Source organism: Streptococcus sp. CF10-1 (genome assembly GCF_024295825.1).
GTDB lineage: Bacteria > Bacillota > Bacilli > Lactobacillales > Streptococcaceae > Streptococcus.
Genome location: NZ_JANCPQ010000001.1, coordinates 1 through 24,969, shown reverse-complemented (window position 1 = coordinate 24,969; position 24,969 = coordinate 1). Strand labels below are relative to the sequence as shown.

Here is a 24,969-nt window from a genome sequence, read left to right as displayed (position 1 = left end):
TCAACTGATTCGTGGTTTTATAGTTCATCTGCGATCTTGTTTATTTTTCTGAGTCTGTGGTTGACACCACTTTTGGTCAGGGGATTGCTCAAGCTATCTGCCAACTGCTGGATAGAGTAGTCCGGGTGCTGAATCCGCAACTGCGCTACCTCTTGCAAATCCACGGGTAAATTTTCCAAACCCATTCTATCTTTGATTTTACTGATATTATTGATGGTCTTCATACTAGCAGAAACCGTTCGAGCAATATTAGCTGTCTCGGCATTATTAGCCCGATTGAGATCATTACGGGTTTCACGCAAAATCTTGACGCGCTCAAAATTATCACGCGCCTGCATAGCCCCAATTACGATCAAGAAATCCATGATGTCCTCTGCACGCTGGAGATAGGTAACTGCACCTTTCTTTCGCTCAATAACCTTGGCATCCAGTAAAAATTGCTGGAGGAGAGAGGCTAGTCCTTGGGCGTGGTCTAGATAAACGGAACTGATCTCCAACTGGTACTTGCCAGACTCCGGATCTCGGATGCTACCATTTGCCAGAAAGGCCCCACATAAGTAAGCACGACCAGCCTCCTCATCTGCTAAGATATCGGGATCAATGCCCGTCTCCAAACCAAAGAAGGAATCCGCAAGCCGCAAATCAGCTAAAAGCTCCTGCACCCTCTCATCTGTATAGACCGTATAGACACGATTCTTGCGAAGATTGCTTCTCTGATGGTGACGAATCTCTGACTTGATATCATAAAAATGGAGAAAGGACTCATAAAGGTGCCGAGCCAACTTGGCATTTTCGGTCACGACGGACAAGGTCAATCCTGAAGTCGAGAGACCGATACTGCCAGACATCTTGATGATGGCAGACAATTCATGACGACTGAGATGGTGTTGACCAAGAATTTCCTCTTTTACTGCAACTGTAAAACTCATTTTCTCACCTGTATAATCCGCATCAATTCGTCTACAATCAAATCGCCATCATGGAAGGCTCCTCCATTTTCCAAACGAAGGAAGTTGGATGAAATCACACGAGGAACCTGCTTGCAAAGACCAGCAAAGTCATGCTCTACCTGAACCAAATATTCATCAAAACGGTTGGTATCCATGTATTCTCTAGGAACCTTCTCGATATTAACCAAGACCGTATCAATAAAAGGCCGACCTAAGTGTCGATGGAGGACTTCCACGTGGTCACTGTCTGAAAAGTGCTCTGTTTCCCCACGCTGGGTCATGATATTGCAGACATAGGCGATCTCTGCCTTAGTATCCAAGAGAGCCTGCCCAATCTCCTCAATGACGATATTGGGCAAAATCGATGTAAAGAGGGAACCAGGCCCCAAGACAATCATGTCACTCTCGAGAATGGTATTGACTACTCGACGGCTGGCTTGCGGTGTTTCATCATCCAAGGTATTGGTCACATAGACATGGTCGATCATGCCTGGATGATCTGCAATGTGGCTCTCACCTGCCACCTCAGAACCGTCTTTAAAGACTGCATGCAGTGTCAAAGGCTGATCGCTTGAGGGGTAGATTTTTCCTGTTGTGTGGAAAAAGAGACTTAGCAGCTGCATGGCATTGTAAGTGGACCCTTGCATTTCAGAAAGTCCTGCTATAATGATATTTCCTAGAGGATGACCTGCAAAAGCACCAGCGTCTTCTGAAAAGCGGTACTGAAAAACCTTCTCATAAAATTTAGGCATATCCGACATGGCTACCAGGACATTGCGAAGATCTCCTGGTGGTGTCAGCTGTTGGATATTCTTTCTTAGTTCACCAGAAGAGCCACCATCATCAGCTACCGTTACGATGGCTGCGATATCCACATCCTTTTCTCGCAAGCTTTTCAAAATGACGGGGATACCTGTTCCTCCACCAATTACCGTTATCTTTGGTTTTCTCATGAACGGTTTACCGTTTCCTTTCTTCTGTCTTTGTCACGATGGCTTTCATTGACAGGCCAGTTTTTAGCAAGGTCCTCAGCTATGCGCTTGGCAAAGGCCACACTACGGTGTTGTCCACCTGTACATCCTACTGCAATGGTTAAAACAGACTTGCCTTCTTTTTTGTAACTTGGCAAAATGGGCTCAATCAAGGCGAGCAAGTGCTGATAGAAACTTTCAGACTCTTCATGATGCATCACATAGTCATAAACTGCTTGATCCTCACCTGTCTGATTACGAAGTTCAGGGAGGTAGTATGGATTTGGTAAGAAACGGACATCAAAAACCAAGTCTGCATCGATCGGGATACCATACTTGAATCCAAAAGACATGACCTCGATACGAAAAGACTGGGCTTGTTCTTGGTCTGAAAATTGCTCTGCAATGGTTTTACGAAGTTCACGAGGAGTGAGTTCTGTCGTATCCACCACATTTTGACTCATATTTTTCAAAGGTGCTAAGAGTTCACGTTCCAGCTTGATGCCATCTAAAATCCGACCATCAGCAGCTAGAGGGTGACTTCTTCTAGTTTCCTTATAGCGTGCCACCAATTCCTTATCTTTTGCATCCAAAAAGAGAATTTTAAAATCCAAATCGTCTTGGTTTTCCAATTCATCCAAAACAGCCTGAATCTCTGAAAAGAAGGAACGGCTCCGCATATCGACTACTAGGGCTAACTTATGGTCATCATCCTTGGTCTCTACCAACTGCAAAAACTTTGGCAAGAGGGCTGGTGGCATATTGTCAATAGTGAAATATCCTAAATCCTCGAAGGACTGAATGGCTACCGTTTTCCCTGCGCCACTCATCCCTGTCACAATCACCAGGTGAAGTTGTTTCTTTATCATCTATCTCTCCTTATATCAAAAAAAGTTTGGCAGAGCCAAACTTCAACTAGCTTATCCAATCTCTGCGATCACTTCAATTTCGACTTTTACATCACGAGGAAGACGTGCAACCTCTACAGCTGAACGAGCTGGGAACTCCTCTTTAAAGGCAGTCTGGTAAACCTCGTTAAAAGGAACAAAGTCATTCATATCGCTCAAGAAGCAAGTTGTTTTAACAACATGGTCAAAGTCTGTTCCTGCTTCAGCCAAAATAGCACCGATATTTTTCAAAACTTGTTCGGTCTGTTCTTGGATCGTTTCTCCTACAATTTCTCCAGTTTCAGGAGATAGAGGAACTTGACCACTAGCAAACAAAAGATTGCCAACGATTTTCCCTTGAACATAAGGTCCGATTGCTTTTGGAGCTTTGTCTGTATGAATTGTTTTTGCCATTTCTTTCCCTCACAATTTTTCTAATATTGCATCCCAAGCCTGATCCATCCCTGCCTTGCTGACAGATGAAAAGAGGATGAAATCGTCACTTGGATCAAAGTTTAATTTCTTTTTGATTGCTGATTCGTGCTTATTCCACTTACCACGGGGAATCTTGTCCGCCTTGGTCGCAACGATGATAACCGGAATCTCATAATATTTGAGAAATTCGTACATCTGCACATCATCTGCTGACGGGTCGTGGCGGAGATCCACTAGACTAACCACGGCACGGAGATTTTCACGAGTCGTTAAGTATTCCTCAATCATGCGCCCCCACTTTTCACGCTCCTTTTTGGAAACGCGGGCATAGCCATACCCAGGCACATCCACAAAGCGCATCTTGTCATCAATGTTAAAAAAGTTAAGGAGCTGGGTTTTCCCAGGTTTCCCTGATGTACGGGCAAGATTTTTGCGGTTGAGCATGGTGTTGATAAAGCTAGACTTGCCAACATTTGAACGCCCTGCAAGGGCAATCTCTGGCAGTTCATCCTGCGGATAGTGGGACTTGTTTGCCGCACTGAGCAAGATTTCAGCATTGTGTGTATTGATTTCCATAGTCACCTCTAGGCTGTTTCTAGGATTGGTTTTTCCGTTCCATCGACAGCTTCTTTCGTGATGCGGACCAATTTCACATTTTCCTGACTCGGTACTTCAAACATAACATCTAGCATGGTTTCTTCGATGATTGAGCGAAGACCACGCGCACCAGTTTTGCGTTCGATAGCCTTATTGGCAATTTCTTGAAGGGCTTCGTCGTCAAATTCCAACTCAACGTCATCATAAGAAAGCAAGGTTTGGTATTGTTTGACCAAGGCATTTCTTGGTTCTTTCAAGATACGAACCAAGTCATCGACCGTCAATTGCTCAAGAGCAGCAAAGACAGGCAAGCGTCCAATCAACTCAGGGATAATCCCAAATTTTTGAATATCTTCTGCGATGATTTCTTGCATGTAGGAGCTGTTTTCATCAATAGCCTTGTTATTTTGGCCAAAACCGATAACTTTTTCACCCAGACGTTGTTTGACGATTTCTTCGATGCCATCAAAGGCACCACCCACGATGAAGAGGATATTCCTGGTATCTACCTGGATCATCTCTTGTTGTGGATGTTTGCGTCCACCTTGAGGTGGTACACTGGCTACAGTTCCTTCAATGATTTTAAGAAGGGCTTGTTGCACTCCTTCACCCGAAACGTCACGTGTGATAGACACGTTCTCGCTCTTTTTGGCAATCTTGTCAATTTCATCCACGTAGATAATCCCACGTTCTGCACGTTCGATGTTAAAGTCAGCAGCCTGCAAGAGTTTGAGGAGGATATTTTCCACGTCCTCACCCACATACCCAGCCTCAGTAAGAGCTGTCGCATCTGCAATAGCAAAAGGTACATTCAAGCTCTTAGCCAAAGTCTGAGCCAAGAAAGTTTTCCCAGAACCAGTTGGACCAATCATCAAGATGTTTGACTTCTGCAAATCCACATCTTCTGACTCTTCACGCGTATCGTGGAAATTGATGCGTTTGTAGTGGTTGTAAACAGCCACTGCCAAGGCACGTTTGGCACGATCTTGACCAATCACATAGTGGTTTAAGATATTGAGGAGTTCGATTGGTTTTGGTACTTCAGACAAGTCTGCCAAAACTTCCTCGGCCAACTCCTCCCGAATGATTTCCTGGGCCAACTCCACACATTCATTACAGATAAAGGCGTTGTTCCCAGCGATTATTTTTTTTACTTCTTCTTGGCTTTTGCCACAAAATGAGCAATAAACCATCATATCATTTTTCCTATTTGTAGGCATGATTTCCTTCCATTCTAATTTATCATTCTATCTAAAATAAGGTCATATAAAAAGCGTGGACACTGTTGACCAGATTGGTAAAAGCATTCAACCAGAGTAAAGCAGACAGTCCATAGCGCTTCTTACGAAAAGCCTGTGCTCCAGTCAAAATACAGATCACACACAAAAAGGCTGTAAAAAATCCAAATATACTGCGCTCCATTAGACTTCCTTTCTCTTTCGGTATTGGATGGTGAAATCATAGTTGTTTTTCTCATCTCGCTCATAAGATTTGCTTGCGACTGTCTCAAAAAGAGACAAGTCAAAATCCTCAGGAAAATAGGTATCTCCCTCCACCTGAGCATGAATCTGTGTCACGATGATTTCATCTAAATAAGGCTCAAAAGCTTGAAAAATCTGCTTTCCGCCAAGGATATAGAGATTTTTTTCCTGACTCTGATACCACGCTAAAACAGACTCCACATCTTGAAATACGAGCGCCCCATCTATGACTTCTTCGCTATTGCGCGTTAAAATCAGGGTTTGCCGTTTTGGAAGCAGACGACGTCCCATGCCATCAAAAGTCACTCGCCCCATCAGTATAGCATGATTTAAAGTTGTTTCCTTAAAATGTTGCAACTCTGCTGGCAAATGCCAAGGGAGACGATCTTCCTTCCCAATCACACCTTTTTCATCTTGGGCCCAAATGGCTATGATTTTCTTTGTCATGCTTCCGTCCTTTTTATTGATACTACTATTTTATCAAAATTCTCCCAAAAAGGCTGTTTTGAAACGCGCGCAAAAGAGAGAAAAGGAGCAGGATTCATTTAGCCTGCTCCTCTCGTCCCTAGGACATATATTTTTTTGCTTCTGATTCGATTTTTTCGACCACTTCCTGGATACTTAGTCCAGTTGTGTCAAGGTAAACTGCATCCTCAGCCTGTTTAAGAGGTGAGGTTTCACGATGACTATCCTTGTAGTCACGCGCCGCAATCTCTTCTTTCAGCGTTTCAAGGTCTGTTTCAATCCCTTTAGCAATATTTTCCTTGTAACGACGCTCTGCTCTTTCTTCAACAGAAGCCACTAGGAAAATCTTGAGTTCAGCTTGTGGTAAAACAACTGTCCCGATATCACGGCCATCCATGACGATACCACCTTGCTGGGCAATCTCTTGCTGGAGCGAAACCAGTTTCTCACGCACCTCAGGAATGGCAGCAATGCTTGAAACCTTGTTGGTCACTTCATTTTCACGAATCGGATGCGTAATATCAACATCCCCTACAAAAACAAGTTGCTCACCTGTTTCTGAACGACCAAAACTAATGGGGTGTTGGTTAAGAAGCTCAAGAAGTTGGTCTACATTTTCTGCATTCAACTGGTGCTTGAGCGCTATATAAGTCGCAGCACGGTACATAGCACCTGTATCGAGATAAGTATATCCAAAATCCTTAGCGACAATCTTTGCGACCGTACTCTTGCCACTCGAAGCTGGACCATCGATAGCAATTTGAATTGTCTTCATGACCGACTCCTATCTTGTCTTAATCACATCACCTGGGTTGGCAAACCAAGATCCAGACGACATGTGAGAAGGATTTAGGGCTTCTAGCTGGGCAATGGAAATCCCTGCACGTTGAGCAAGAGCTGCTTCTCCCTCTCCAGGTTGTACTGTAAGTGTTCCTTCACCCTGTGCATGTTCTTCCGAACTGCTCTCTGAAGGTGTTGATTCAGAAGAAGCTGTTTCCTCTACCTTGCTACTTGAAGATGATGATGCTTCCACTTTCGAACTTGAACTTGTAGAAGGAGACGATGCATCATAGAAGTCCTTCAAAGATGAAGTACGATTGCTTCCACCGGTTGATAGGTAAATCAATACAACTACCATAGCTACAACGATTACAAAGAAGAGACTAGCTAGAACCGTCAAGACACGATTCGCAACAACGCCTTTCCCTTTTTGTTTCCGGTGTCGACGCTCTGATCTTGTTTCTTCCTCATTGTTTTCGTAAATATCTTCTTGCCACGGTTCTTTTTCCATACCTTACTCCTTGTTTTTTTTACATTTTCTTATTACAATATAAATATGAAAGTCACACTTATACCCGAACGGTGCATCGCCTGCGGGCTTTGCCAAACTTATTCTGAACTCTTTGATTACCATGATAATGGAATCGTTCGATTTTACGATGATCCAGTTGAATTGCAAAGAGAAATCGCTGAGACCAGCGATGTTCTGGAGGCCATCAAAAATTGTCCTACAAGAGCACTTCTAAAAGATCCATCGTAGGAATCAGGGAATAAATATAATTGATTTTTTCTCATTTTTCCCACACTTACTAGTTTAGCATATTTCTAGGTAAAATTATAGTCTTTTTTGGTTATTTTTTCCTTCAATAATAGAAAGGTCACTTTTTTCTTTGACGAGATAGAGTGGTCTTTTTTTGGTCTCTAGATAGATCTTACTGATATACTTACCGAGAATCCCAATCGTCAGGAGCTGAATCCCTCCAAGAAAAAGAATGACAGCCATCAAAGAGGTCCAACCAGATGTGGGATTTCCCAAGATAAGAGTCCGAAACACTACAAAAACAGTCATCACAAACGAAAGAAAACAAGATAGGAGTCCCGCTACAAAGGCTATACTCAAGGGAAAATCTGAAAAGTTAAGAATCCCTTCAATCGAGTAGAAAAAGAGTTGTCTAAAACTCCAACTGGTCTTGCCAGCCTGTCGTTCAACGTTTGGATAGTCCAGATAGTGCGTTTTAAAACCCACCCAGGCAAAGAGTCCTTTAGAAAATCGATTGGATTCGGTCAGGGTTAAAATAGCATCTACCACAGACCTTCTCATCATGCGAAAATCACGGACACCTGAGGGCAAGGCTACTGGGCTAATTTTTTGCATGAGGCGGTAAAAGAGGTCAGCACAGAAACTGCGGAAAAAGGGTTCTCCCTCCCGACTAGTTCTCCGTGTCCCAACACAGTCCAAGTCTGCATTTTGGTCTAGTAAGGCTTTCATCTCAAGTAGCATACTAGGAGGATCCTGAAGGTCTGCATCCATCACGGCCACCAGGTCTCCAGTTGCATGCTGCAAGCCTGCGTATAAGGCTGCCTCTTTCCCAAAATTTCGAGAGAATGAGACATAACGGACCGCAGGATTTTGCTCCCGATAGGCCTTCAAAAGCTCCAAGGTCCCATCACTTGACCCATCGTCTACAAATACATATTCGACCTCTGCTCCCAAGTCAGGAAGCAGAGCTTCCACAGACTGATAAAAAAGAGGAAGTACTTCCTCTTCGTTTAGACAAGGGATGATGATTGAAATCATCATCTTAGTCTTCAAATCCATTTGGATGCTTACTTTGCCAACGCCATGCGTCTTCACACATTTGGGTGATGTCGAGTTCTGCTTCCCATCCGAGCTCTGCTTTGGCTTTTGCAGGATCTGAATAGCAGGCTGCGATATCCCCTGGACGACGGTCTACGATGCGGTAAGGAATTGGGCGTCCCACTGCTTTTTCCATATTTTGAATAATTTCAAGAACAGAGTAGCCTTTGCCTGTTCCAAGGTTATAAATGTTAAGGCCTGAATCTTTTTGGATCTTTTGTAGAGCTGCAACGTGACCTTTGGCTAGGTCTACAACGTGGATATAGTCACGAACACCTGTTCCGTCTTCAGTTTCATAGTCATCACCGAAAACCTGAACTTGTTCCAGTTTACCAACTGCTACTTGCGCAACATAAGGCAAGAGGTTGTTTGGAATACCGTTTGGATTTTCTCCCAAATCTCCACTTTCATGCGCTCCGATTGGATTAAAGTAACGAAGCAAGACCACATTCCATTCTGAGTCTGCCTTGTAGATATCCGTCAAAATTTCCTCTAGCATGAGCTTAGTACGACCGTATGGATTGGTCACTGAAAGTGGGAAATCTTCTAAGATTGGCACTGTATGAGGATCTCCATAAACTGTCGCAGAAGAACTGAAGATGATGTTCTTACAGTTGTTCTCTTCCATGGCTTTCAAAAGGCTGACAGTTCCAGCGATATTATTGTCATAGTAGGCAAGAGGGATACGTGTTGATTCACCAACAGCCTTCAAACCAGCAAAGTGAATGACGCCAGTCGGCTCTTCCTGCTTGAAAATATCTCTGAGGGTATCTGTGTCACGGATATCTGCCTCATAGAAAGGAATCTCAACTCCTGTAATTTTTTCAACAACTTCTAAACTCTTACGATTGCTATTGACAAGATTATCCACCACAACCACTTGATGACCTGCTTGGATCAACTCAATAACAGTGTGGGTTCCGATAAATCCGGCACCGCCCGTTACCAAAATCTTTTCTTGCATCTTTTTTCCTCGATTCTCGGATTATTTTTTCTTATTTTATCATTTTTGATAGGGAATGTCATTTGACATCCTAGAGGGGAGGCTAAAATTTCAGTAAAATCTTATTCGCTTTTTACTCGTTTGACATAGTTTGCAATGGGATAATTTTCAGGGTCCAAGGTCAACTCCTTGTCTTGGATCAGTTGAGCTAAGTGGTAACCAATGATTGGCCCAGTTGTGAGGCCTGATGAACCTAGTCCACTAGCCGCATAGACACCTGCTAATCCTGACACTTCCCCAAAGAAAGGAGAGAAATCACTGGTGTAAGCACGAATTCCCACACGCTCATCTCTGGAAGTCGCTTTATCCAAGGCTGGATAGTGAGGCAAGGCCGCATCCTCCATTTGCTGGAGCAAGGTTTCATCTACCGTCAAATCAAATCCCATATCATTTTCATGGGTAGCGCCTAAGGACAATTTCCCACCTGCAAAAGGGATCAAATCCCACTCCCCTTCTGGCATGACAACAGGGTATGATTCCATGTCTTTGGCAAGCTGATAATCTCGGAGTTGTCCCTTTTGGGGACGAACATCCACTTCATATCCTAAAGGCTCCAAAATGTCCCTCAACCAAGCTCCTGTTGCCAAAATAACCTGCTCAAACACCTCTTCGCCAATCTGGTAGCCTGATGATAAAGGTGTCAGACTCACTTTTTCTTTGACCAGCTTGACCTGACTGGCTTCTAGCAAACGATTCACTAATAGTTGGCCATCTACTCTCGCTCCACCAGAAGCATAGAGCAAGCGGTCGAATCCCTGCAAGCCAAGGAATAATTCATTTGCAGACGCTTGGTCTAAAATGGCTAACCGGCCTATCAAGGGAGATTCTTCCCTACGCTGGAGGGCTAGTTCATAAAGTTCTTTTAACTTGGATTCATCCTTTTTCAAGAGAAAAACTCCCGAACGCTGATAAAAATCAATTTCCTGACCAGACTTTTCTAAATCAGCCAACAAATCCATATAAAAGTCAGCCCCCAAGCGTGCCATCTTGTACCAAGCTTTATTGCGGCGTTTTGAAAACCAAGGACTGATAATTCCTGCTGCAGCCTTGGTTGCCTGACCTTGACCATGGTCAAAAACGGTCACCTCTAGGTCGCTTTCTTTTGAGAGATAGTAGGCAGCTGTTGCTCCCACAATCCCTGCTCCAATAATGGCAACTTTTTTCATTGTCTTCACCTTCTAACTAGATATGGTGGAAAGGATTAGTCGATGCCTGACTAGGCAAGATATCAATAGTCCAGCCCTTTTCTGACTTCCATTGAGTAAGGAGTGCTGCGATTCTTTCCACAAAGAGAACTTCAATATAGTGGCCTGGGTCCAATGCCAACAGGCCATCAGACAGCATATCCTGAGCAGTGTGGTAGTAGATATCGCCAGTGATGTAGACATCTGCCCCCTTAGCTAAGGCATCCTTATAGAATGACTGCCCGCTACCACCACAGATAGCCAATCTTGAAATAGGTTTCTGCAAATCACTCTCTTGATAATGGACCATGCGAAGACTATCTAGACCAAAAACTTGCTTAACATGCTGGGCCAATTCCCCAAATGTCTGAGGCTGAATATTTCCAATACGCCCAATCCCACGTTCTGGGCCTGTTTCCTGAAGATAAGTCGTCTCCTCAATGCCTAGCATCTGACAGAACCAGTCATTGAGACCATTTTCAACAATGTCAATATTGGTATGACTGACATAAACTGCAATGTCATGCTTGATCAGGTCGATGTAAATCTGATTTTGCGGACTACTAGCTACCAGATCCTTGATCGGACGAAAGATCGGTGCGTGCTTGACTATAATCAAATCCACACCCTTTTCAATGGCCTCTGCCACCGTCTCTTCACGTATATCGAGAGCCACCATGACTCTTTGTATCTCCTTGTCTAGACTACCGATTTGCAGACCACGACTGTCTCCCTCCATAGAAAATTCCTGAGGACAAAAGGCTTCATAGCGTTTTATCACTTCACTTGCTAGCATAGAGCACCTCCTTGATGGCTTGAATTTTATCTGCTAGAACTTGACGTTCCTCCAGATTTTTTTCTGGGATTTGTCCGAGGGCAAATTCTAGTTTAGCTGCTTCTTTTTGCCATTTTTGGACAAAGACTGGACTGACTTCTTTGGACAAGATAGGTCCAAAACGGACATCACTGGCTGATAGCTTCATTTGTCCCGCTCCCACCACCAAGATCTCATAGAACTTGCCAGCTTCTTCTAGGATGCTTTCTGCTACAATCTGAAAACCATTGTCTTGCAACCAAATGCGCAAGTCGTCTTCACGATTATTGGGCTGGAGAATCAAACGTTCTACATTAGCTAATTTGTCCAAGCCTTCTTCCAATATGGTAGCAATCAAACGGCCTCCCATACCTGCAATGGTGATAACAGAGACTTGGTCTACCTCTTCAAATGCCGCTAAGCCATTGGCTAAACGAACCTGGATTTTCTCCTTTAGGCCATGACTTTCAACATTTTTGACTGCAGACTGATAGGGTCCTTCCACCACCTCACCTGCAATGGCGCTTTTGATTTGGTCTCTCTCAACTAACTCGATTGGCAGATAAGCATGGTCACTCCCCACATCTAGTAAAATGGCACCCTGTGGCACAAAGGACGCCACCAATTCTAATCTCTTTGAAATCATCTTCTCTCACTTTCCAAAACTCTATTACCTTTTATTATACCATATTTCAGCTAGCAATCTTGCACCTAAAAAGACAGCAATCCACAGATTGCAGTCTTTCTTTATTTTCTGGATTGGTAACGACTGGATAGAATGAAAATCACCGTAAATATCAGCATCATGACCCCATAAACAGGCAACGTTTGTCCAGTTAAGGTCGAAATTTCAAGCAGCTTTTGAATCGTTGGGAAGAGAGCTGTGGCTAGGAAGCCTCCTACTGACCAGACAATCAAGAGGACACGCCAGAGGGTGAATGGCATGCAGGCTCTAAATACGGATAAGAAACCAATTGACCCCAAGAGATAATAGAGTAGGGTTGAGATTTCTAACTCAGACCAACCTTGACTAGCTCCAAAGATTTTGACAAAAAGAACGCTGAAGACGACCATGAGGGCACTTGGTAGGGCACGAAGCATGGATCTTCTGAGGAAGTTTGGCTCAACAGGCTTGATATTTCGCTCAAAAGTCAGAACGAATGGTGGGAACCCTTCCACGAATTGGTCGATCATGGTAATCTGGATCGGAATGAAAGGGAAAATCAAAATCCACTCAGACCGTCCCAGAAGAACACTGGCGATACAGATAACTGCTAACAAGAAGGAATAGATAGTCTTAATCAAGAAAATCGGTGCGATATGGGCGATGTTATTAACCACTCGACGGCCTTCAAAGAGAATCTCAGGAACATCATTGAAGTCTGAGTTCAAGAGAACTAGATTGGCAATCTGACGAGTCGCCGGATCCCCTTCAGCCATTACGATCGAACAATCCGCCTCACGAAGGGCCAGGATATCATTGACTCCATCCCCTGTCATGGCCGTTGTATGCCCTGCTTTTTTCAGGGTTTGGATGATGAGTTTCTTTTGATGAGGGGAAACACGTCCGAAAATAGCTGTCTCTTCAGCCATGGCAATCAATTCCTCATCCGTGATTTTTGAGCAATCTACATAGCTGTGATAGTCTGCAAAACCAGCCTTTTGAGCAATGCTGGAAACCGTAACGGGATTGTCACCAGAGATAATCTTGAAGCCCACTTCCTGGGAACGGAGATAGTCCAGCGTTTCAGCTGCTCCTTCTCGAATTGGGTCCAAGATTTCCAGCAAGGCTAGAGCCTGAATATCAGAAGGTTTCTGTGGTTTGTGATGGTCTAGTTTTTCCTGACTGAGTGCCAAGACCAAGACACGTGACCCTCTCTCCAAGGCCTCTCTGGCTTCTGGCACTTCAGAGTCCAACAACATCTCAGGCGCCCCTAAAAAAACCGTCCCCAGACCTTCTAACTCCATAGCTCCCCACTTACGGTCGCTTGAGAAAGGAAGATTCGAAAGCATAGGGTAGGAAACCTGACCTTGGAAACGCTGGCGAATGGCTTGGGCTGTTGGATTTTTATCCTCACTATGAGCGATGTAGCTGGTCAGAATGTTAGTAATAGCCTCGTCACCATACGTTTCCGTCAGAGGAAGAACTGCCTCCACCTGCATCTTTCCTTGGGTGATGGTTCCCGTCTTGTCCAGACAGAGCATATCCACGCGAGCCAAGGTCTCGACAGAGTACATCTCCTGCACCAAGACCTTTTTCAAGCCCAGCTTGATCACCGCAGTCAAGAGCGAAGTGATGGTCAAAAGGGCGATTCCCTTGGGCAACATACCCAAAAGGGCTGTTGAAGTATTCACTACAGAAGACTTAAGAGGTAAACCTTTTAAAATCAAGGCTTCTAGCAGGAGAGCTAGACCAAAGGGAATGATAATCTTCCCAGTAAAACCAGCTAGCTTGTCCAGCGATTTCATGATACGGGAGTTGATCGGTTTCACTGTCTTAGCTTCCAGCATGAGTTTGGAAGCATAGTTTTCTGCCCCGACATGGTGAACTTGAGCCAAAACTGCGCCACTGGCTAGGAAACTCCCTGACAAGAGCAAGGCATCCACTTCCTTTTGTACTAAATCACTCTCCCCCGTTAACATGGCTTCATTGACTTCCGCAAATCCTTCCAGAACCAGTGCATCACTAGGAATCTGCTCTCCAGCAGACAAACGAATGACATCTCCTAGAACCAACTCTTCTGAATTGAGAGCAACTTCTTGACCCTCACGAATGGTTTTGACCTTTTCCTTGGTCATGAGATTGAGCTTGTCCACCATGTGTTTGGCTCGCAGCTCAGTCACAATCCCAGAAAAAGCGTTAAAGCAAATAACGGCAAAGAAAACCAAATTGCTCCAAGCCTGTACAAAGGCAAGCGCGAGAGCGATAACAAAGTTTAATGCGTTAAAAAGTGTAAAAACATTTCGTTTGATGATTTGCCAAGTACTGGTACTAGCCGAAGCGGTAAAGTCATTGACCAAACCTTGAGCCTGTCTTTCCTTGACCTCTCTTTGGGTTAATCCCATAATCTTATTTTTATCCATAAATTCTATCATATCATTTTTTTTAAAAGAATTCTAATCCCATCTAAAACTGTGGGCTGATAACTGAAAAAGTTTGCCAGTAGTCTTTTGATAAGGTATAATAATAAAAGTAATACAATCGAAGGAGATCTCATGTTTTATACTTATTTGCGTGGACTAGTCATGCTGATCTTGTGGTCCATCAATGGCAATGCCCACTATCACAATACTGATAAAATCCCTAACCGAGACGAAAACTATATCCTCGTCGCACCTCATCGTACCTGGTGGGATCCAGTTTACATGGCCTTTGCGACCAAGCCAAAACAGTTCATCTTTATGGCCAAAAAAGAGCTGTTTAACAACCGTATCTTTGGCTGGTGGATCCGCATGTGTGGCGCCTTTCCTATCGACCGGGAAAAACCTAATGCCTCTGCCATCAAGTACCCTATCAATGTCCTCAAAAAAAGCGACCGCTCTCTCATCATGTTTCCAAGTGGGAGCCGTCACTCAAACGATGTCAAGGGTGGCGTTGCTCTGATTGCCAAAATGGCTAAGGTCCGTATCATGCCGGTTACCTACACCGGTCCTATGACCTTGAAAGGCTTGGTTAGCCGTGAACGTGTGGATATGAACTTTGGAAATCCTATCGATATCTCAGATATCAAGAAAATGAATGATGAAGGGATTGAAATGGTTGCAGACCGCATCCAAGCTGAATTCCAACGTTTAGACGAAGAAACCAAGCAATGGCACAATGATCAAAAACCAAATTCACTCTGGTGGTTTGTCCGCATCCCTGCCCTTATTCTTGCAGTGCTTGTTGGTATCCTAACGATTATCTTTACCTTCATCGCAAGCTTTATCTGGAATCCAGATAAGAAGAGAGAGTCTCTTGGTTAAAAAATACAATTATCCCTTGGCTTTTACCAAGGGATATTTCTTTTATGCAAGTTTCCATTTTTGGGCCAACCAGTTGGAAAAGGCTAGAAAGCGCTCAGCCACTTGCTCATGATGCCCATAGGGATCAAAGAAAAACTGACTAGTCGGATAGTGTTTCTGAAGACTGGTATGAATCTGTTCAGCATAGACTGGTGCTTGAGCCAAGCGATTGGTATGATGGGCTCCTTCTGTTTGACCATTCTGTAAATACAGCAAACAGTCCAAATTTTTCACCTTTTCTTCCCTGCAATAAGTCGTAAAATCAGGATACCAAAAGGAACCGCAGATAGAGAAGATACAGGAGACCTTGTCAAAGCTGAATAGACTGTAGACTGCCGCCAGTCCACCTAATGAGTATCCTCCATAAGCAAGGCGATTTTTATCTAGGTGATAAAGCGACTGCAACTTGTCTAAAAGACCTCCAAATAAATGACCATGATAGGCATTTGCCTGACCACCAAAATCTGGAGCCCCCTCTCTCAGAGCAGCTGCCTTCCAGGGAGTGTAGTCATCTAGGCGATGTTTAGAGGTCAAGCCCACTAAAATCACAGACTCTGAAAGGGAAGATAGGAAATCCAAGTTTCCATCATTCAAGAGAACAGCTGGATAGGTTTGGTTGGGATCATAAGCCGAAGGAAGGCTGACCTTGACTTGGATCCCTTCCCAGTCAAACTCATTATTTATTGATAAAGTCATTGATTTTCTCAAGGGAATCAATTACTGCTGGACCATAATCCATCAACTCATCGTAAGAAATGGTCATGATTTTTTGATTCTTAATTGCAGGAACGTTTTCCAAAACTTCATTTGCCTTCATCAACTCTACTGCGTTGGCATCCAATTTTTTATTGCGGTCGCTGGTTACATAGATAATCAACTCAGGATCCATTGACACGAGATTTTCCAAGGTTAAGCCTGATGTTCCCGTTGCAACGTTTGTATAACCAAGTTGATTCAACAAGCTTTCTTGCAAAGCAGACTTGTAGGCACCAAAGGTTTCGTCATTATAAGCAACCATAATCAAAGCCTTTTTCTTTTCACCTTGGCTTGTTGGATTTTCTTTCTTAACAGCGTCAATTTTAGCTTGTAATTGGGCTGCGTATTCATTGGCCTTGTCCTGAACATTGAAAATCATTCCAAGATTTTTGACATCTTCTACGATATTTCCTAAATCTTGCTGAATCGTTGAGAGAGAAGCTTTTTGCGTATAGACTGGGATTTTGTTTTCATTCCAAGTGCTAACTGTCCCCAAGGATTTTTCAGAAAACATCATATTTCGACCCATCACAGCGTCTGGCTCATAAGAAAGGACTGTCTCTTGTGAGACTGTTTTTTTATCACCGATTTGAGGAATCGTCGCAATCGCGTCCTTGTATTTGTCTGTTACAGCATTGTCAGGGTTGAGCATGCCAGCAATTTTATCCTTCAAGCCTAACTCCAATAAGATTTCAGTTGTTGAAAGATTGTTGGTGATAACTTTTTCAGGTGCCTTATCAAAGACTTGTTCGACTTCATTTCCCTTAGCGTCGTAGGTCTTGACCGTTAACGGATAAGTCGTCTCTGTGCTGGCCTTTTGACTTGTTTCTGTGCTAGACTGTGTGGCAGCTTTTTCTGTAGTAGTGTTGCCACAAGCTGCCATGGTTAGGGTAGCTACTGTTACGAGTAAAATGCTTAGTGTTTTTTTCATCTTATTTTCCTTTTCATTCTTATAAATAGTGAATCATAGCTTGCTGATCCTCGGTCCAAGTAACCTGACTTTGAACTCCATATACAGTTTGCAATGACTCAGGGGTGATGGTCTCCTTTGGAGTCCCTTGGTAAAGGATTTCCCCCTCTTTCATCAGATAGAGGTAATCCGAATAGCGACAAGCAAGTTGAATGTCATGCAGGACAGCTAGAACATTGACCTTGAGATTCTTCACAATGGCTAACAAGTCTAGCTGATACTTGATATCCAGGTGATTGGTAGGTTCATCCAGGAGCAAGAGAGTCGGTTCTTGCGCCAAGGCGCGGGCTAATAAGACTCGTTGTTTCTCCCCCCCTGACAGAGACGAATAGAGACGAGTTTTCTTCTCAAGCATATCCACCTTGACGAGAGCATCTTGAACGAGGGCATAATCCCTTTCCTTTTCCTTCTGTAAAAAAGAGAGGTGGGGCGTTCTTCCCAGCAAGACGATTTCCTCAACTGTACAATCAAACTGCAATTGATTAAACTGGGTGACAACTGCCATTTGCTTGGCTGTTTCTTTAAGTGACCAATGCTCCAGCGGTTTTCCATCTAGGCTTATCAAGCCTTTGTCCGCCCTTTCCTGACGATAGAGGAGTTTAAGCAGGCTGGTTTTTCCACTTCCATTTGGCCCAAGTATCGTATGAAATTGATGTCCCTCAACCTTAAGAGAAACTCCTTTGAGGATTTTTTTCTCTCCTAGTCCAAAGTGGACATCCTGACAAATCAAGTCCATATCAGGCCCTCACCTCCCTTCGCCTACCTCCAACAATGTAGATAAAGAAGGGAGCACCTACTAAGGCTGTGAAAATACCAATAGGTAACTCTGCGTTTGGAATGATGATACGAGAGAGTACATCTGCCCAGACCACAAAGAGGGCACCCAGTATGGTCGCAACAGGAAAAAGTCTCCTGTAATTCGTTCCTACTAACCCTCGAGCTAAGTGAGGAGTAATCAGACCAACAAATCCAATAATCCCACAAGTAGCCACCAAGACAGCTGTCAGTACAGCCACCACGGTCACGTAAAGATACCAATAGAAGCGTAAGGGAATTCCCAAAGTTAAAGCAGCCTCATCTCCCATCATCATCGCATTAAAAACACGATACTGAGTAGCGAAAAATAGAAAGGCCAATCCTACTACTATAGTTGGCAGGACTAAGTCAGACCAAGTAGTCCCGGCAAGCGAGCCCATGGTCCAAAACTTAATGGTCATCACACTGTCCGCATTAGCGCCAACTGAGATAATAAAGTTGGAAAATGCCAGAAAGAGAGCATTGACCACCGTTCCTGATAAAATCAGACTAGAAGTCGTCATCCGTCCCTGCATAGAGGCAATGATGAGGACAGCAATGGTTGCCAAAATAGCTCCTAAAAAAGCTCCAAGGCTAATCATCACTTTCAAACCAAGAATGATGCTTAAGGTTGCCCCTAGAGTTGCACCCGCAGAAATTCCTAAGACATAAGGCTCTGCGATGGGATTGTTCACTGTGGACTGCATCACGCTACCACACATAGAAAGACCAGCCCCTACTATCAGACCTAACAATACTCGGGGGAATCTCATGTTCCATACAATGGCAAGAGTAGACTTGGAAACCTCTCCTATCTCAAGAGGAAATCCCAATCTGCTCAAAATGATCCGATAGGTATCGCCTAGATCAATCGCAACGGATCCCATAGAAACAGCTAGAAAAAGTGAAATTCCTAAAACACTTAGCAAAATACCCAAAAACAACACAAATTGCAAATCTTGTCGGCTTCCAGAAAATTTGGAAAGCATGAAAACCTCCTTAGACAAAATTAAAAATTTAGAAAATTCTCATAAAAAGTATACCATATTTTCAACAATGGAACAAGATGAGAAAAATAAATATAGTTGGTCTTACAGTGCTAGTAATCGTAACCGAAGATTATACTTGGGTATATCGAGGTAAAGTGACAACATAAAAAGCCCTCTAAAATTAGAGAGCTGATTTGAGCCCGGGCTAAAATCCTAGTGAAACAAAAAAATCTACACGATCAGAAAAGTCTCTATCGTGCCATTTTCATACATGATGTATAGTCCAAGTAGAATGAATACTATGGGCACAATGATTCGCTCGTATTTTTCAATTGTCTCGAATATTAACGGAATAGAGGATAACATCCGACTAATCTCGCAAAAGATAATTATGCCGATTACAAACACAAGCAACGCCACGAGGGTCTGTGACCAATCTAACGAAGCAAAATAAGGTATATAGATACCTAAATTATCTCCGCCAGACGCAATTGTCAGCAATGTAACTGTCCAAAACAGTTGATTTGCCTTGCTTTGTTCTAATCTTTCAATAATTTCTTCCTCTTCTTCCTCACCTTCTCCAACAATTGCAAAGCGAATCCCTAAATAGATAGGGATTAAACCAAGCAATCCAACCATCCATTCTTCAGGCACGAAATTAACGACATAAGCAGCAACTAAACTCGCCCCTACAAGTAAGCCTGTGCCTAGATATTGCCCCGCATAAATATGCCATTTCTGTTTATTCTGTGATAGCTGTGCAAATAAAATAATTAAAATAATTAAATAATCGATACTGGTGGAAATATAAACACCAATAGCAGATATGATTGTCTGTCCCATAAAAGCCTCCTGTATTAGTCAGTAATAAATCAGCAGATTTTAGGAGAGCACAGACACATTAATTTAGCTATCGCTAGTGGGTAATGTCGAACGTAGGAAAGCATTTTACTCCTCCTCAAAACGTAGTTACAAAGTAATTTCTAACTGGAATTCGGTGACTACTTTCATGTAAAGTATAACATACTATACTTTACTTCGTAAAGTGTGGGCTCTCCGAGGGGGCTTGCAGACAGTTACTCGGCTTGAAAAACCGAGTAACTGCGCACCTTCATGGTGTCATTAGCTGATACCATTTGAGGTTTTTGTAGTCTCCAAAATTATGACTGATAAAACTGAAGATTTTGCAATTCAAGATGTTTCGATGTTTTTGTAGTCTCCAAAATTATGACTGATAAAACAGGAAGGGATGGATACTAAATGAAAAAATCAGTTTTTGTAGTCTCCAAAATTATGACTGATAAAACCAACCAAGTAAAAAAGACTACCGTAAGTACAGTTTTTGTAGTCTCCAAAATTATGACTGATAAAACGGAAAGGATGTTTTGGTGAAAAAGTAAATGGTTTTTGTAGTCTCCAAAATTATGACTGATAAAACGTATTGTCGAAAGCGTGAATAACAAACTGAGTTTTTGTAGTCTCCAAAATTATGACTGATAAAACTTAAAACAGTTAATGATATCTTCCTTACTAGTTTTTGTAGTCTCCAAAATTATGACTGATAAAACCATTAGAATGGGAGGTGAGGAGATAAATAGGTTTTTGTAGTCTCCAAAATTATGACTGATAAAACCGAACACTCTGCATATTGGTCTCTGCATAGGTTTTTGTAGTCTCCAAAATTATGACTGATAAAACTATACTCAGGAGCATCAGCCTTGAGTTGGCGTTTTTGTAGTCTCCAAAATTATGACTGATAAAACTAGTATTTTGTAGTAACTTAGGCGCATTTGGTTTTTGTAGTCTCCAAAATTATGACTGATAAAACAGCAGAAGGTACATGGAGCTTCAAGTCCTAGTTTTTGTAGTCTCCAAAATTATGACTGATAAAACCCTGACTCTTAAATTTATTTTCCATACGTCGTTTTTGTAGTCTCCAAAATTATGACTGATAAAACCTCAATAAAAAAGCTCTCTGAATATCAGAGAGCTGATTTGAGATCGGGCTAAAATCCATACAAAAAAGCTACCCAATTTAGAGTAGCTTCATTATCAAGATATGCTCAATTGAACACGGTCTAAGCACAAAGCAAAAAAGATAAAATCTCCTAGAAACTGAAGTTTCTTCGTTAATTTTCCTATTTTTGCTTTGTACTTTTGACGGCCTTTGTATCTTGAATTAACGACGAAGTCCTAGAGAGTTAATCAACTCACGGTAACGGTTAACGTCGTTTTTACGCAAGTATGCAAGCAAGTTACGACGGCGACCGATTTTCTTCATCAATCCACGGTAAGTAGCGTGGTCTTTTTTGTGTTGTTTGATGTGTTCGTTAAGGTGGTTGATTTCCCAAGTAAGGACAGCAACTTGAACCTCTACTGAACCTGTATCACCTTCGTGACGTGCATATTGTGCGATGATTTCATTTTTTTTCTCTTTTGAGATTGCCATGATGTTTCTCCTTTTTATTTGGCTTCATCCGAGTGACAGGTTGGCATGCCTGTAACCAAGAAGAAGTTATTTGTCTTTACGACAGTTCTTATTCTACCAAGAAGCAGAGACTTTGTCAACTGATTTACTGTTTAAAACCTTGAATTACTCTACTGATTTCAGGGCTTCAAGCATATCAACCTTTCTCAAGTGGTGATTGACAAAGAGGCCCAGTAAGGCTATGATTACAGTCACTGCGACGATTGGAAGAGCATAGACTTCCCAGCTGACTCGTGGATAAAAAAGTATGGTGGCAGGTGAAATCATTTGTATCAAAAATTGATGTAAATAGTAGCCAGCTACCAAACCGAGAACAATCCCCACAAGGGATAGCACTATGGTCTCGCGGTAGATATAGAGGGTCACTTCTTTATTGTGGAAACCGAGAACCTTGATAGTCGAAAGTTCGCGGATACGTTCTGACACATTGATATTGGTAAGATTGTAAAGAATGACAATGGCTAGTAAGACGGAAACAAGGACAAGGATTGCCATGGTTTTATTGAGCGAATTGGCTACGGATTCAAAGAGATGGATGGCCGTAGCATTTTGGACCACCCCAGAAACAGCAGCTTTTTCCATGAAGACAGCAGCTTCTTTCTCCGTATTGGATGGTGTTGGCTCTTTTAATTTCACTAGGTAGGTATTGTCTTTCGGACTGGTGCCGTAGACTTGTTCGTATGTCGCTCGGTTGAGATAAACAAAGTGTCCAACATAGTTTTCAGAAATAGCCACGATCTTGATTTCCTTCCCATCAAGCTCCAGCTTGTCTCCAACCGTAACACCCGCTAGTTGAGCTAGTTTTTGACTCACGACCGCTCCAGCAGTGACCGACACCTCTTGCCCATTTCCTCTAATGCAATAAAGAGCTTGAAGCTTTCTCTAACTGACTCTTGCCATTTTCAAGGTTGCTTTCAGCAGTTTGGAGCTGTTCTTTCTCCTCTTCTAGGCTCTTTTGACCATTTGCTTTGATGCTTGCTAATCGTTTTTGACCATTATCGGCAAGTAAGTCTTGCAAGTCTTCCTGGTGTTGGGCTCGTTTGGTCCTATAGTCTGATGAAAAAGCATCCAGATTTTTTAAATCATCATAGCGCACACGCGCAATACTGTATACTTCTGTATCAAACTGACTGGCTACAATCACTCCATATCCAGCCAAACTTCCATTTCCACTACTAGCCCCTCCCTAAGTCTTTTTGAGAAAGCATCTCACCCGACTGAACAAATCCAGTAATTGTGATAGTTTGGGACTTTATGACGGACTTTTCTTCTTTCTTGATAAAGGTAATGGTCTGTCCAATCTGATAACGGTCTTTCCAGAAATCAGCCAAGGCAATTTCCTCATCAGCTTCTGGCAGTTGACCTTCCGTCACTTGGAAGGTTGAAATACCCTCAGGCTTGGAATAAAGTCGAACCGCATCTTCGCTATTTTCAACGGTTAGGTCTGCCATATAGCCAAACTCAACACTTGCTCCTTAAAGGGTCTTTAGTTCCTCCTGATCTTCTTTGTCCAAGCCATAATCAGCTATCACTGCCAGATCCAAAGTATTGGCTTTACGGAGATAATCCTCAGCCGTGCGTTCCATATTTGGACTGGTCACTTTGAGTCCTACTAGAGCTAAAGAACCCAGCATCATCAAGGTCAGGATAGAAACAAAGCGTCCCTTGGAAGCAATCACCGACTGGAGCAAGTCTTTTCGATATGTTTTTTCATGCTAATACTCCAATGTATCGATATCCTGCGGATGCTCATTGATTGTCATACTCTTAACCGTAGCATCGCGCATGTGAATCACCCGCTCTGCAATAGGAGCTAGCGCGCCATTGTGGGTCACGATAATCACCGTTGCTCCTTTTTGACTAGATATATCTTGGAGAATCTTCAAGACTTGCTTCCCCGTCTGGTAATCCAAGGCACCTGTCGGTTCATCACAAAGGAAGATTTTAGGATTTTTGGCTATAGCGCGTGCAATGGAGACTCGCTGTTGCTCCCCTCCAGAAAGCTGGGCTGGAAAGTTATTCAGTCGATGACCTAGCCCTACGTCTTTGAGTACTTGCTCGGGATCCAAGGCATCTGTCACGATTTCTGAAGCCAGTTCCACATTTTCCTCGGCTGTCAGATTGGAGACCAGATTGTAAAATTGAAAAACAAAGCCTACATCTTCACGACGATAGTTTGTTCGTTGGTGCGAACTATAGTTGGCAATATTGGCACCATCAATCCAAATCTCCCCCTCATCATTGGTATCCATACCTCCTAAAAGATTGAGAACGGTTGATTTTCCAGCACCTGAAGCGCCAAGTATGATAACCAGCTCCCCTTTTTCAATTTCAAAATTCACATCACGATTAGCCACAATCTCTGTATCCCCAACCTGGTAACGCTTGTAGCTGTGTTTCATTTCAATGTAAGCCGGCTCTATAATTTCTGTAGTGGGTAAAGCCACCATAGGGATTATGGAGCCGATTTTGTTGTAGAAAAAAGCCCCATAAGACCTATAATGAAAAAGTGACCAAACCCTCATTAGAAAGAATCTTATGGAACAATTAAATTTTATCACAAACATACTCGGAATTAAAGACAAGAACATCATAATCTTGGATTATCTGGATGCTGGAACACATAAAGAAATCATCGCTAAGCTAGATTATCCTGCTCCTAAGTGTCTCGATTGTCAAGGACAAATGGCTAAATATGACTTCTAAAAAGAATCTAAAATCCCCTACCTCGAATGTGCTGGCTACAAGACTCTCATTCGATTGAGAAAGCGTCGTTTTCGCTGTAAAGTATGCGGGAAAATGGCTGTCGCAGAGACTTCCTTAGTCAAGAAGAACCACCAAATCTCAACGATCGTCAACCAGAAAATCACTCAAAAATTAATCGAGAAAATCTCTATGACAGCTATCGCCGAAAGTTTATCGGTCTCTACTTCGACAGTCATTCGTAAATTGAAAAAATTTAAATTCAAGACAGATTTATCTTCCCTTCCAACTCACATGTCTTGGGATGAGTATGGCTTCAAGAAAGGTAAGATGAGCTTCATTGCACAGGATTTTGATTCCAGAAAGATCGTAGCTATCCTTGATGGACGGACTCAAGTAACTATTCGCAATCATTTCCTTCGTTATTCTAGACAGGTGAGAAGTCGTGTGAAAGTCATTATCATGGACATGTTTAGTCCCTACTACGATATGGCTAGAAAACTTTTTCCAAATGCAAAAATCATTCTCGACCGCTTTCATATTGTCCAGCATCTCAGTCGAGCAATGAATCGCGTACGCATCCAAATTATGAATCAGTTTGATCGGAGATCGCACGAATATAAAGCACTGAAACGTTACTGGAAACTCATTCAACAGGATAGCCGTAAACTCAGTGATAAACGTTTTTATCGACCAACTTTTCGGTCACACTTGACCAATAAAGAGATTCTAGAAAAGATACTTGCCTACTCTCAAGAACTTAGACAGCACTATAATCTCTATCAACTCCTACTCTTTCATTTTCAAGAGAAACAAACAGAACATTTCTTTAGTCTTA

General features: G+C 42.7%; 25 protein-coding genes, 2 pseudogenes and 1 CRISPR repeat array. Of the genes and pseudogenes, 3 read left to right on the top strand and 24 right to left on the bottom strand.

What is annotated here, in order from left to right:
- Positions 1–17: 17 nt before the first annotated feature.
- The 10 genes from whiA to NMM25_RS00090 all read right to left on the bottom strand — a co-directional run bounded on the left by whiA (position 18) and on the right by NMM25_RS00090 (position 7,077).
- Positions 18–929, bottom strand: coding sequence for a DNA-binding protein WhiA (whiA, locus tag NMM25_RS00135; protein WP_000011266.1), 912 nt, complete (start codon positions 927–929; stop codon positions 18–20).
- On the bottom strand, positions 926–1,903 hold the full coding sequence (locus NMM25_RS00130; protein ID WP_001231052.1) for a YvcK family protein: 978 nt from the start codon (positions 1,901–1,903) through the stop codon (positions 926–928). Before NMM25_RS00130 ends, whiA begins: the two co-directional genes overlap by 4 nt.
- Positions 1,900–2,790: an RNase adapter RapZ gene (gene rapZ / locus NMM25_RS00125; RefSeq protein ID WP_000592578.1), complete on the bottom strand. Its 891-nt coding sequence runs from the start codon at positions 2,788–2,790 to the stop codon at positions 1,900–1,902. Before rapZ ends, NMM25_RS00130 begins: the two co-directional genes overlap by 4 nt.
- Before the next feature lie 51 nt (positions 2,791–2,841).
- A complete protein-coding gene (locus tag NMM25_RS00120) occupies positions 2,842–3,222 on the bottom strand; it encodes a RidA family protein (RefSeq protein WP_001140420.1) in 381 nt (126 codons plus the stop codon).
- A gap of 9 nt (positions 3,223–3,231) precedes the next feature.
- Positions 3,232–3,819, bottom strand: coding sequence for a ribosome biogenesis GTP-binding protein YihA/YsxC (gene yihA / locus NMM25_RS00115; RefSeq protein WP_000405203.1), 588 nt, complete (start codon positions 3,817–3,819; stop codon positions 3,232–3,234).
- 8 nt (positions 3,820–3,827) lie between these two features.
- The gene (clpX, locus tag NMM25_RS00110) at positions 3,828–5,060 is read right to left on the bottom strand and encodes an ATP-dependent Clp protease ATP-binding subunit ClpX (protein WP_042768612.1); all 1,233 of its coding nucleotides are present in this window, start codon (positions 5,058–5,060) and stop codon (positions 3,828–3,830) included.
- 31 nt (positions 5,061–5,091) lie between these two features.
- A complete protein-coding gene (locus tag NMM25_RS00105) occupies positions 5,092–5,262 on the bottom strand; it encodes a hypothetical protein (protein WP_000442252.1) in 171 nt (56 codons plus the stop codon).
- Positions 5,262–5,768: a dihydrofolate reductase gene (locus NMM25_RS00100; RefSeq protein WP_125441277.1), complete on the bottom strand. Its 507-nt coding sequence runs from the start codon at positions 5,766–5,768 to the stop codon at positions 5,262–5,264. The genes NMM25_RS00105 and NMM25_RS00100 overlap by 1 nt, the downstream gene beginning before the upstream one ends.
- A gap of 118 nt (positions 5,769–5,886) precedes the next feature.
- A complete protein-coding gene (gene cmk / locus NMM25_RS00095) occupies positions 5,887–6,561 on the bottom strand; it encodes a (d)CMP kinase (protein WP_049479529.1) in 675 nt (224 codons plus the stop codon).
- Positions 6,562–6,570: 9 nt separating this feature from the next.
- Complete coding sequence (locus NMM25_RS00090) at positions 6,571–7,077, bottom strand: SAG1386/EF1546 family surface-associated protein (RefSeq protein WP_254735598.1); 507 nt, start codon at positions 7,075–7,077, stop codon at positions 6,571–6,573.
- A 45-nt stretch (positions 7,078–7,122) separates the two neighbouring features.
- On the opposite strand from NMM25_RS00090, the gene NMM25_RS00085 reads away from it, so the two are divergent.
- Complete coding sequence (locus NMM25_RS00085; RefSeq protein ID WP_002874767.1) at positions 7,123–7,326, top strand: ferredoxin; 204 nt, start codon at positions 7,123–7,125, stop codon at positions 7,324–7,326.
- 75 nt (positions 7,327–7,401) lie between these two features.
- On the opposite strand, the gene NMM25_RS00080 is transcribed toward NMM25_RS00085, so the two are convergent.
- The 6 genes from NMM25_RS00080 to NMM25_RS00055 all read right to left on the bottom strand — a co-directional run bounded on the left by NMM25_RS00080 (position 7,402) and on the right by NMM25_RS00055 (position 14,509).
- Entirely contained in the window at positions 7,402–8,367 is a 966-nt protein-coding gene (locus NMM25_RS00080; RefSeq protein WP_071851338.1) for a glycosyltransferase family 2 protein, read from the bottom strand.
- 1 nt (position 8,368) lies between these two features.
- Positions 8,369–9,388 carry a UDP-glucose 4-epimerase GalE gene (gene galE, locus NMM25_RS00075; RefSeq protein WP_071851215.1) on the bottom strand — a complete coding sequence of 340 codons (1,020 nt, stop codon included), beginning with the start codon at positions 9,386–9,388 and terminating at the stop codon, positions 8,369–8,371.
- Positions 9,389–9,489: 101 nt separating this feature from the next.
- The gene (locus NMM25_RS00070; protein ID WP_254735597.1) at positions 9,490–10,593 is read right to left on the bottom strand and encodes an FAD-binding oxidoreductase; all 1,104 of its coding nucleotides are present in this window, start codon (positions 10,591–10,593) and stop codon (positions 9,490–9,492) included.
- Between the two features lie 16 nt (positions 10,594–10,609).
- A complete protein-coding gene (locus NMM25_RS00065; protein ID WP_254735596.1) occupies positions 10,610–11,407 on the bottom strand; it encodes a Nif3-like dinuclear metal center hexameric protein in 798 nt (265 codons plus the stop codon).
- Positions 11,394–12,071: a tRNA (adenine(22)-N(1))-methyltransferase TrmK gene (locus NMM25_RS00060; protein WP_254735595.1), complete on the bottom strand. Its 678-nt coding sequence runs from the start codon at positions 12,069–12,071 to the stop codon at positions 11,394–11,396. The genes NMM25_RS00065 and NMM25_RS00060 overlap by 14 nt, the downstream gene beginning before the upstream one ends.
- 101 nt (positions 12,072–12,172) lie before the next feature.
- Entirely contained in the window at positions 12,173–14,509 is a 2,337-nt protein-coding gene (locus NMM25_RS00055) for a cation-translocating P-type ATPase (RefSeq protein WP_254735594.1), read from the bottom strand.
- A gap of 132 nt (positions 14,510–14,641) precedes the next feature.
- Between NMM25_RS00055 and NMM25_RS00050 the strand changes: the two genes are divergently transcribed.
- Positions 14,642–15,391 carry a 1-acyl-sn-glycerol-3-phosphate acyltransferase gene (locus tag NMM25_RS00050; protein ID WP_254735593.1) on the top strand — a complete coding sequence of 250 codons (750 nt, stop codon included), beginning with the start codon at positions 14,642–14,644 and terminating at the stop codon, positions 15,389–15,391.
- 42 nt (positions 15,392–15,433) lie between these two features.
- Here NMM25_RS00050 and NMM25_RS00045 read toward each other — a convergent pair whose 3' ends face one another.
- The 8 genes and pseudogenes from NMM25_RS00045 to NMM25_RS00010 form a co-directional block, all read right to left on the bottom strand.
- Positions 15,434–16,126, bottom strand: a complete 693-nt coding sequence (locus tag NMM25_RS00045; RefSeq protein ID WP_254735592.1) for an alpha/beta hydrolase-fold protein — start codon at positions 16,124–16,126, stop codon at positions 15,434–15,436.
- On the bottom strand, positions 16,107–17,117 hold the full coding sequence (locus NMM25_RS00040; protein ID WP_254735591.1) for an ABC transporter substrate-binding protein: 1,011 nt from the start codon (positions 17,115–17,117) through the stop codon (positions 16,107–16,109). Before NMM25_RS00040 ends, NMM25_RS00045 begins: the two co-directional genes overlap by 20 nt.
- Before the next feature lie 19 nt (positions 17,118–17,136).
- Entirely contained in the window at positions 17,137–17,892 is a 756-nt protein-coding gene (locus NMM25_RS00035) for an ABC transporter ATP-binding protein (RefSeq protein ID WP_000364126.1), read from the bottom strand.
- Position 17,893: 1 nt separating this feature from the next.
- A complete protein-coding gene (locus NMM25_RS00030; protein ID WP_254735590.1) occupies positions 17,894–18,940 on the bottom strand; it encodes an iron ABC transporter permease in 1,047 nt (348 codons plus the stop codon).
- Positions 18,941–19,171: 231 nt separating this feature from the next.
- Positions 19,172–19,783: a CadD family cadmium resistance transporter gene (locus NMM25_RS00025; RefSeq protein ID WP_000531728.1), complete on the bottom strand. Its 612-nt coding sequence runs from the start codon at positions 19,781–19,783 to the stop codon at positions 19,172–19,174.
- 298 nt (positions 19,784–20,081) lie between these two features.
- A CRISPR array of direct repeats spans positions 20,082–20,898; the repeat unit is 35 nt; unit sequence GTTTTTGTAGTCTCCAAAATTATGACTGATAAAAC.
- 221 nt (positions 20,899–21,119) lie between these two features.
- Positions 21,120–21,389 (bottom strand): 30S ribosomal protein S15, encoded by a 270-nt coding sequence (gene rpsO / locus NMM25_RS00020; RefSeq protein WP_001018251.1) that lies wholly within the window; start codon positions 21,387–21,389, stop codon positions 21,120–21,122.
- A gap of 144 nt (positions 21,390–21,533) precedes the next feature.
- Positions 21,534–23,119: pseudogene (locus tag NMM25_RS00015) on the bottom strand (ABC transporter permease).
- A gap of 24 nt (positions 23,120–23,143) precedes the next feature.
- Positions 23,144–23,878 carry an ABC transporter ATP-binding protein gene (locus NMM25_RS00010; protein ID WP_302898104.1) on the bottom strand — a complete coding sequence of 245 codons (735 nt, stop codon included), beginning with the start codon at positions 23,876–23,878 and terminating at the stop codon, positions 23,144–23,146.
- An 88-nt stretch (positions 23,879–23,966) separates the two neighbouring features.
- On the opposite strand from NMM25_RS00010, the pseudogene NMM25_RS00005 reads away from it, so the two are divergent.
- A pseudogene (locus tag NMM25_RS00005) lies at positions 23,967–24,969 on the top strand (ISL3 family transposase); the annotation flags it as partial.